Origin of the sequence: Janthinobacterium sp. FT14W (assembly GCF_009208755.1) — a bacterium.
Lineage (GTDB): Bacteria > Pseudomonadota > Gammaproteobacteria > Burkholderiales > Burkholderiaceae_D > Janthinobacterium > Janthinobacterium violaceinigrum.
Window position 1 is genome coordinate 1 of record NZ_WFLL01000085.1, and the last position, 8,437, is coordinate 8,437.

General features: G+C 59.8%; 7 protein-coding genes. 1 reads left to right on the forward strand and 6 read right to left on the reverse strand.

Going from position 1 to position 8,437, the window contains the following annotated elements; genetic code table 11:
* Window positions 1-330: 330 nt before the first annotated feature.
* The gene (locus GCN74_RS27645) at window positions 331-1,410 is read right to left on the reverse strand and encodes a tartrate dehydrogenase (protein WP_152259627.1); all 1,080 of its coding nucleotides are present in this window, start codon (window positions 1,408-1,410) and stop codon (window positions 331-333) included.
* A gap of 114 nt (window positions 1,411-1,524) precedes the next feature.
* On the opposite strand from GCN74_RS27645, the gene GCN74_RS27650 reads away from it, so the two are divergent.
* On the forward strand, window positions 1,525-2,424 hold the full coding sequence (locus GCN74_RS27650) for a LysR family transcriptional regulator (protein WP_152259628.1): 900 nt from the start codon (window positions 1,525-1,527) through the stop codon (window positions 2,422-2,424).
* A gap of 4 nt (window positions 2,425-2,428) precedes the next feature.
* Here GCN74_RS27650 and GCN74_RS27655 read toward each other — a convergent pair whose 3' ends face one another.
* The 5 genes from GCN74_RS27655 to GCN74_RS27675 all read right to left on the reverse strand — a co-directional run bounded on the left by GCN74_RS27655 (window position 2,429) and on the right by GCN74_RS27675 (window position 8,268).
* The gene (locus GCN74_RS27655) at window positions 2,429-3,913 is read right to left on the reverse strand and encodes a DUF3482 domain-containing protein (protein WP_152259629.1); all 1,485 of its coding nucleotides are present in this window, start codon (window positions 3,911-3,913) and stop codon (window positions 2,429-2,431) included.
* A 2-nt stretch (window positions 3,914-3,915) separates the two neighbouring features.
* Window positions 3,916-5,394, reverse strand: coding sequence for a DUF2868 domain-containing protein (locus GCN74_RS27660; protein WP_152259630.1), 1,479 nt, complete (start codon window positions 5,392-5,394; stop codon window positions 3,916-3,918).
* Between the two features lie 62 nt (window positions 5,395-5,456).
* Window positions 5,457-6,203: an acid phosphatase gene (locus GCN74_RS27665; RefSeq protein WP_152259631.1), complete on the reverse strand. Its 747-nt coding sequence runs from the start codon at window positions 6,201-6,203 to the stop codon at window positions 5,457-5,459.
* A gap of 162 nt (window positions 6,204-6,365) precedes the next feature.
* Window positions 6,366-7,592 carry a sensor histidine kinase gene (locus tag GCN74_RS27670; RefSeq protein ID WP_152259632.1) on the reverse strand — a complete coding sequence of 409 codons (1,227 nt, stop codon included), beginning with the start codon at window positions 7,590-7,592 and terminating at the stop codon, window positions 6,366-6,368.
* A complete protein-coding gene (locus tag GCN74_RS27675) occupies window positions 7,579-8,268 on the reverse strand; it encodes a response regulator transcription factor (RefSeq protein ID WP_152259633.1) in 690 nt (229 codons plus the stop codon). Before GCN74_RS27675 ends, GCN74_RS27670 begins: the two co-directional genes overlap by 14 nt.
* Window positions 8,269-8,437: the final 169 nt, after the last annotated feature.

Sequence of the window (8,437 nt, forward strand, 5' to 3'; positions counted from 1 at the left end):
TCATTATTTCTTGTGAACATTTGATATTTTAAGTATTACGCTGCTTACGCAGCGCTGCACTTACATCAAATGCCCACACTTATCGACTGTTAATTGTTAAAGAACTGTATTCGGTTACTGCTTTCGCGCTATCGACAAAGCGTTGTGTTTGTCATCTGCGAAGAAGGAAGAGTATGAAGCATTTCGCCAAATCCGTCAACCCCGTTTTTCAGCGCATTGCGCTTAAAAACTTTTACTGCATCGCCGTTTCCGGTGATCCTCAAGTGCCGCATTTGACTGCGTCTCATTGGGGAGGCGAACTATAGCAAAGCGCCCCACGGGCGGCAAGCTTTATTTCAACAATTCAGCAACCGCCATGCCCACCTCGGTCGTACTGGCGCTGCCGCCCATGTCCGGCGTACGTGGCCCATGCTCGAGCACCTGTTCGATGGCGCGCACAATCGCATCATGCGCGGCCGTGTAACGGGCGTCGCCATTGCCGAGGAAGTCGAGCATCATGGCGCCCGACCAGATCATGCCGATAGGGTTGGCAATATTCTGGCCATAGATATCGGGAGCGGAACCATGCACGGGCTCAAATACCGAGGGAAATGTGCGCTCCGGATTGATATTGGCCGACGGCGCGATGGCGATCGTGCCCGTGCAGGCGGGGCCCAGGTCGGACAGGATGTCGCCAAACAGATTCGACGCCACCACCACGTCGAAGCGTTCGGGACTGAGCACGAAACGGGCCGCCAGGATGTCGATGTGATATTTGTCCCAGCGCACGTCGGGAAAGCTGGGGCCCATCGCTTCCACCCGCTCATCCCAGAATGGCATGCTGATCGCGATGCCATTCGACTTGGTCGCCGATGTCAGGTGTTTTTTAGGCCGGCTTTGGGCCAGCTCAAACGCATACTTCAGGATGCGATCAACGCCCTTGCGCGTAAAAACGGATTCCTGCAGCACCGTTTCGCGCTCGGTGCCTTCGAACATGCGGCCGCCCACGGACGAATATTCTCCTTCCGTGTTTTCACGCACTACATAAAAGTCGATATCGCCCGGCTTTTTATTCGCCAGCGGACACGGCACGCCCGGCATCAGCCGCACGGGCCGCAAGTTGACGTATTCATCGAACTCGCGCCGGAATTTCAACAGCGAACCCCATAAGGAAATATGGTCGGGCACCTTGTCCGGCCAGCCGACGGCACCAAAATAGATGGCGTCGAAATCCTTGAGCTGGGCAAACCAGTCCGGGGGCATCATCTGGCCATGCTCCAGGTAATAATCGCAATTTGCCCATGCCATTGTCGTGAACTGCAAGTCGATATTGAAGCGGCGCGCGGCGGCCTCGACCACACGCAGCCCTTCCGGCATGACTTCATTGCCTATGCCGTCGCCGGCGATGACTGCGATTCTGTGTGCTGGTATGGGATTCTCCTGGATATAGATGGATGCGAAATCGATGCGTCGATGATACTGGTCCCATCTCAGAATACAATCAGGGAACGCATAACCCTAGCATTCACATTTCGTGGTCAATCGATGAAAAATACACCGCTGCTGGAAGATTTACGCCTGTTTTGCCAGGTCGCCCATAAAACCAGCTTCGCCGCCACGGCGCTGGAACTGGGTATTTCCAAGGCCGTCGTCAGCAAGCGCATCGGCATGCTGGAGGCCGCGCTGCAAGTACGGCTGCTGCACCGGACCACGCGCCGGGTCAGTGTCACCGATCACGGCGAGATCGTGCGGCAATGGGCGCAGCGCATTCTGGAAGATGTCGAGCAGATGGGGGAAGCGGTAACGCAGTCGAAACTGCAGCCGCAGGGCGTGCTGCGCATTTGCTCCAGTTCCGGTTTCGGGCGCAACCGGCTTGGTCCCGCCCTATCTCAGCTGGCACGGCAATACCCAGACCTGAAAATACAGCTGGAATTGCTTGACCGCCCCGTTGACCTGCTGGGCGAAGGTTTCGACCTCGACATTCGCATCGGCGTGGTACACGAGCCGGACCTGATCGCCCACCGCATTGCCAGCAACCAGCGCGTGCTATGTGCCGCGCCCGCCTATCTGGAGCAACGCGGAACGCCGAACAGCCTGGCGCAACTGCGCGAGCATGACTGCATCGTCATCCGCGAGCGCGACCAGGATGGGCGGCGCTGGAAACTGCAAGGGCCGCACGGGCCGGAAACCGTGAAAGTCGATGGGGCGCTTTCGGCCAACAATGGCGAGATCGTCCATCAATGGGCACTGGATGGCCACGGCATCATCTTGCGTTCGGCATGGGATGTGGAAAGCAGCCTGGCGCAAGGCAAGCTGGTGCGCATTCTGCCCGCGTATCAACAGGCTGCCGATGTATGGGCGGTGACCACCTCGCGGTTGTCGAACTCGGCCAAGGTCAGGGCCTGCGTGCAATTCCTGCAACAGTGGCTGCAAGCCCGCGCCTGATGAGTTAGACCAGGTGCGCCACGTCGGGATACAGACGCGCAAGGGTATCGGAAGTGATGGCGGCCATCACGGGAAGGACGCGCTCCGCGGCTTGCTCCGGCGATTTTTCCCGGCGCACCTCTTTCCACAACTCCGCCAAAGCCGTGTCATGGCGCGCTACCGCTTGCTCGACTTCATCCTGCCAGAACGCCGGCGCTTCGCCTTCGACGAAATTGCCGCGGCCACGGCCAAAGTGCGCCACCGCCAGATAACGCAGCACGCCCGCAACGACCAAGGTACGCAGGAAGGCGTCCGTAAATTGCATGGTGGGCTCATTGCGCTCCGTGCCGGAATTAAAACCCCAGGCAGCCCCTGCAAACGTCAGTGCACCGACCACGCCGCCCAGCAGCGCCCCCGTGCCCAAGGTCAGGCCGCCGGAAATCAGGTCGGCCGACAAGCCCGTCGCGGCGCCGGAAATCATGGCACCCAACAGCCCCGCTTGCGCCTTGTCAATCGGCGCGCGCACGGCAAAATTATCGCGTACCCGTGCATTGATCTTATGCGCATCGGTCGGATCGAGTTTGTGCAAGATCAACAGTTCACGCGTGGTGTCACTGCTGCGCGTATTGAGCCGCGTCACCAGGCTGGCCATCGCCTTTTCCTGACGTTGTTGCTCTGCATTCTTGCCGATACCCACCACCTGCAAGGCCGATTTCAGCAAGCCCTTGGAAGCGGACTCGATGGCTTCTCGATCCTGGCCTGCCGCAGCCAGCTGCGTGGCCAGCAGATGCATGGCCTGCTGGAAGCGTGCCGTATTTTGCGCTTGCCAGGTAGCAAACAAGCGCGCATAGCCAGCTTGCTGCGACTGCGGCAGCAACTTGCCCACGGCTTCGTAAAACACGCGTTCATGCACCCAGCAGCGGGCAAAGGCATCGAGCGCCAGGACGTCGCGCACGATCGGATACTGCTGCAAATGTTCGCGCCAGCGCGCCTGCTCGCCGTGTTCCTCATTGCCCGGTCTTGGCGGCCCCATCTGGTTGAGCAAGACCACCACGGGTTTGCCCAGCCACTCGAGGATTTTCATTTCCGCCGGTAGGTAGCCCGCGTCCCTGGGATTTTCCGAGGAATTCACCAAATACAACACCACGTCAGCCGCGTCCTTGGCCGTGCGCAGCGCTTGCTGGCTGAGCCAGAACGGACGATCGCGGTAACGGTCCAGCACTTCGCGCAGGAACCAGCCGATGGGATTGCCCGATTGTCCCAGGCGCTTGAGCAGGCGCACGGAATCGCCAAAGCCTGGCGTATCCCATAATTGCAAGGCATCGCCCTGCGGCGTGGCCAGCAAGGTATGCGATTCCGCAAACACGGTCACGTGGGCGGCGTCGCGCACTTCGCCGATGTCCACGCCCACCAGGGTGCGCGCCAGGGTCGTCTTGCCATTATTCGTATGCGAAATCAGCGCAAACTGAATCTGCACCGCATCGTCCTGCACATCTTTATTCACATTCATACTCATGCTGCAGCCGATACTTTCAAGCCGACACCGGCATCGAGCGGGTGCAAGGCAGGATTGAGCAAATTGACCACGGTGGCGGGGGTTTTATGGAACTGGCAGAACTGCTGCCATAAGGCGACTCTTTCCGCCAAACGGACGGCATTATCCGCCTGCTCGCCCGCGTGCTCCAGGTAGCTGGATTCGTCGATCAGGACGGCGATGCCGCGCGCCGACGATTGCACCAGGTAATCGAGGAAGGCGCCGTGATTTTCCTTTTCCGGCGTCGCCGTCAGGTTGAACAGCACGGCCGTGATATTGACTTGCGGATCATTCAGGTCCGTGCCGCGCAAGACGTCCTGCGGTTCTTCGCCATACGACGTCGATGGACGCAACATCATGCGTCCTTGCTCGCCAAACAGCATGATGGACAGCTGGCCCAGGCCCTTGTGGCGCGCCTCATCGACCGTAAAGCTGTAGGGCAAGACGCGCAGCATGCCGCCCGTGGCCACGCCGATGCTTTCATTAAGCTTGCGGAAATATGGCTGATCGAGATCCAGCGGGAAGTGCTTGGCCAGGCACGCGGCGCGCCAGTTGTTGAGCAAGGCCAGGATCAGGCGGGGGACGACGACCAGCAGGAAGATCGTTGCCGCATATAAATGCACCCAGCGCGCGCCGCCTTCCACGGTTGTTGTTTGCGGGAAACGCAGCGCTTCGATTTCCGCCAGCGAAAAGCCTTGCAAGTGAAACAGTGCAATAGCCGGCGCAAACAGGGTGGAAAGCAGACTGTGCACCTGGCCCACATTCAGGAAGGTGCTTTCCCAGCCGGCCGCGTATTGCGACAGGAAGCCGCGCGCATACAGCGAGGCAACGGCGCCGATGGCAAACATGGCGGCGCTCAGGTGGATGGTACGGCTCAGGCGTGCGGCCGTCAGTTTGGCGCTCAGGTGCGCCCATTCCCCCATGAAACTGAGCAAGCCTGAAGACAGCGCGTGCGGCAGCTTGCGGGGCAAGGCCAGGCGGCCCACGCTCAGGTGGCGCACCAGCCCCGCTTTCGGCCAGCCAAGCGAATGCGATGGGATGCAGAGCCAGATCAGCAAGCCCAGATACACCAGCACGTTCCAGGCGATGATCAGCAGCAGGGGCGCCGACAGCAGATCGACGCGGTGCGGATCGGTGATGCGGTCCAGCCCGGCACCCAGCAGCAGGGCCAGCAATGGCAGGATCAGCGCCACGGTCTTCATGCCGTTGCGACGCTTCGCGAAGGCAGCGAAGGCCGGCGTACGCTCGGTGATGCGCTTGATGATCAGCTCGGAACGCTGCTGCAGGAAATCGTCACCCGTGACTTCGGCCTGCTTGCCCGAAGCTTGCCACTGCGCAAGCTCACGCGCGCTGCGGCTGGCATACATGCGGTCGTCCTCGCTAAGGACTTCTTTTTTCTGGTCAGCCGTCTCGATAGCCCGGACCAATACCACTTCTCTCGCAATCTGCTCGTTCATGGTGCTCCTGTTTTTGTATGAAACGACAACTCGACAGGCAGATTGTGACGTACTTTTGTGTTTCAGGCCAACGCATCCTCGGTCCGGAGCAAGTTATGCAGGAGATAAATCAGGAAAGAAGCGATCCACGCCGACCACAAGGTGTGCGTAAAAAATTGCGTACCTTGCAACTGTTGCTGCCAGCCTGCCGTCAAACCGCACAGCAACATGACACCGGCGAGCAGCAGCGCCGTGCGTGGCCGCCCAGGCAGGCAGAACAGTGGCAAAGCCAGCATCCACCAGGCAGTATTCGCCTGGGTAGCGGGCAGGCAGGCCATGCCAGATGCACTGGCTGGCAAGGTTTCCAGCAGACGCGCATACGGTTCCATCCCGCCATAGCGCAGCAAATCCGTGGGACAAGGCACATCGCTGAAGGAAGAGAGGAAATAGATGCTTAGCGGCACCAAGACGGCCGACAGGGCCACGACGCGCAAGGTGCCGCGGCGCGATGCAAGCCAGGCCAGCGGACGCAAAGTGTCCCAGATGGCCAGGCCGATTACGGCGGCGCCAAGCAAGGTCATGCCAAACTGAAAACCGCCCGCCAGCGCGCTGCCGGCACCAATAAATTGCCCACGCGCACCGTCGAACATGCTATCGGCGATGATGAGGTCGAGGTTGCTGTAATTGCCGATCCAGAGTATCAGCATGGCCGACAGCATCAGGACGCTATCGATGCCTTTGGGAGTTTTGACGAGTTTAAGCTTGGACAACATGGGTGCACACATTACTTGATGAGATGAAAGGGACTGGCCGCACAGGGCTGCAACCATGGAAGTCATCGTACCGTGTCAATATGAAGAGAACATGACGCCGTCCGCCGTTCACAACAGGGACGGGGCAAAACGGGCTTCCAGCCTCACCTTACAAGTACCGGCATGAATTGCGCGTCAACAAGGCGTTAAGTTTTCGTGAAGTGCACGCAAAAAGCAGGCTTAAATGAAATCAATGCGCAGCACGCTGCCGCCGGCGGGACGGACACTGAATGCCAGGTCCGCGCCCAGATACAGGCAGATGCGTTGAACCAGGCCCAGGCCCAGCCCTGTACCGGACGAGCCGCCCAGATTGGCTGGTATCGGTTGATGCAGCAGGCGCGCGCGTGCCGCTTCGGGCAAGCCTGGGCCCGTATCCTCGACGATCAGCGCGCACCCGGCCAGGCGCACGATCACCTCTCCCTGCAAGGTGTACTGGCAGGCGTTGCGCACCAGGTTGCCAATGGCGGCCGCCAGCAATTCACGGGGGGCATTGACCAGGAAATCTTCGCCGCCCGCAAACACGAGGCTAAGCGGCTTGCCGGCCGTATGCGATTGGAAGCGCAGGCATTCCTGCCGCGCCAGTTCCGCCACGGACAGCGACGCGCATTCCAGCAATTCAGGCGCGCGCGCCAGGCGCAGCAGCACCGTCACGGAATCGGTCGCTTCACGCGCAGCCCGGTAGATGCGTTCTGAAGCGGAGCGCACCAGCGGCGCATCGGCGCCCTGCTCCATGAGGATTTCCGCCGCCCCCGTGATCACGGTCAGCGGCGTGCGCAGTTCATGACTGACATCGCCCGTAAAAAAGCGCTCGCGGTCGAGAACTTCGGTCAACTCCGCCGTACGCGCAGCAAAAGCGCGCGCCAGTATGCCCAATTCATCGGCGCTGTCCTGCAGCGGCAAGGCCGTTTGGCCCACCTTGACGGCCTGCGTCAGCGACATGATCGGCGTGATCAGACGGTTGGCGATGAAGGCGCCCAGCAACGAAGCACAAATCAGGAAACCGATAAAACCGAGGGCGAACATGCTGTACACCACCAGCTCGATCTTTTCATATTCCGTGGCATGATCGATGACGACGAATGCGCCATGCACATCGCTGCCGACCAGCACGTGCAGATCGACGCCGTCGACGGTTTTTTCGTGCATGCCGGGTGCCAGGCCACGCAAGGGCAACGGCGTGTCTTCGGCATGATGAAAACTCAAGCCGGCCGGCATCTCGACAGGCAAACCGGCCGCATGCCTGGGCGAAGCCCAGGCCGCCACCTCTTTCAGGCGCGCATCGACCAGGCGCACCTCGATGCCTTCGACGGCGATGGCCGCGATCATGGCAAAAAAGACGCTCGCCACCACGGCAAACAGCAGATAGGCGACGATGATGCGCCGCTTCAGCGATTTAAACGGGCGCATCGCTAGTCAGTAATTTATAGCCGATGCCGGGAATCGTGCGCAGCATGGGAAAAGCATAGGGTTTGTCGAGCGCCTGCCGCAGCGCATGGATGTGCGTGCGCAGGGCGTCGCTGTCGGGACGGTCATCTCCCCAGACTTCATGCTCGAGCATCTCGCGCGGCACCAGCTTGGGTGCTTCACTCATCAGGCATTTCAAGATGATGTAGCCCGTCTTGGTCAAGGTCAATGCCTGGCCGGCGCGCCGGACTTCGAATTTTTCCATATCGAAACGCAGTTCGCCCACCGCCAGCACGGCAGTGGCCGTCGTTTGCCCGCGCGCGCGGCGCAGCAAGGCTTTCAGGCGGATTTCCAGTTCCAGCAGCGAGAATGGCTTGATAAGATAGTCATCGGCGCCGCTGTCAAAACCGGCGACCTTGTCTTGCAGGGTATCGCGCGCCGTCAACATCAGCACTGGCGTGCTATTGCGCAATTCGCCGCGCAATTTCTGGCACAGTTCCAGGCCCGTCAAACCAGGCAGCATGACATCGAGCACGATCACATCGTACTCATGCTGGGCCAGCAAGGCCAGGCCCGCATAACCATTCATGGCCGAATCGAGCACATGGCCCTTGGCTTCCAGGTAGACGTAGAGATTTGCGAGAATATCGGGGTTGTCTTCAATGATCAGAATGCGCATACCATCATTGTAGGCGGGATCGGGCAATGCCAGCCAAAAGTACCAGACGAAAAAAAACCCCGCCATGGCTGGCGGGGTTTTTCTCTACTGCGAATAACAAGCCTGACGATAACCTACTTTCACACTGGTTGCAGCACTATCATCGGCGCAAAGTTGTTTCACGGTCCTG

Excerpts from the sequence above, each read along its gene's own strand:
- GCN74_RS27675 (WP_152259633.1), bottom strand. The coding sequence starts at position 8,268 with ATGCGCATTCTGATCATTGAAGACAACCCCGATATTCTCGCAAATCTC.
- GCN74_RS27660 (WP_152259630.1), bottom strand. The coding sequence starts at position 5,394 with ATGAACGAGCAGATTGCGAGAGAAGTGGTATTGGTCCGGGCTATCGAG.
- GCN74_RS27670 (WP_152259632.1), bottom strand. The coding sequence starts at position 7,592 with ATGCGCCCGTTTAAATCGCTGAAGCGGCGCATCATCGTCGCCTATCTG.
- GCN74_RS27665 (WP_152259631.1), bottom strand. The coding sequence starts at position 6,203 with ATGGTTGCAGCCCTGTGCGGCCAGTCCCTTTCATCTCATCAAGTAATG.
- GCN74_RS27650 (WP_152259628.1), top strand. The coding sequence starts at position 1,525 with ATGAAAAATACACCGCTGCTGGAAGATTTACGCCTGTTTTGCCAGGTC.
- GCN74_RS27655 (WP_152259629.1), bottom strand. The coding sequence starts at position 3,913 with ATGAATGTGAATAAAGATGTGCAGGACGATGCGGTGCAGATTCAGTTT.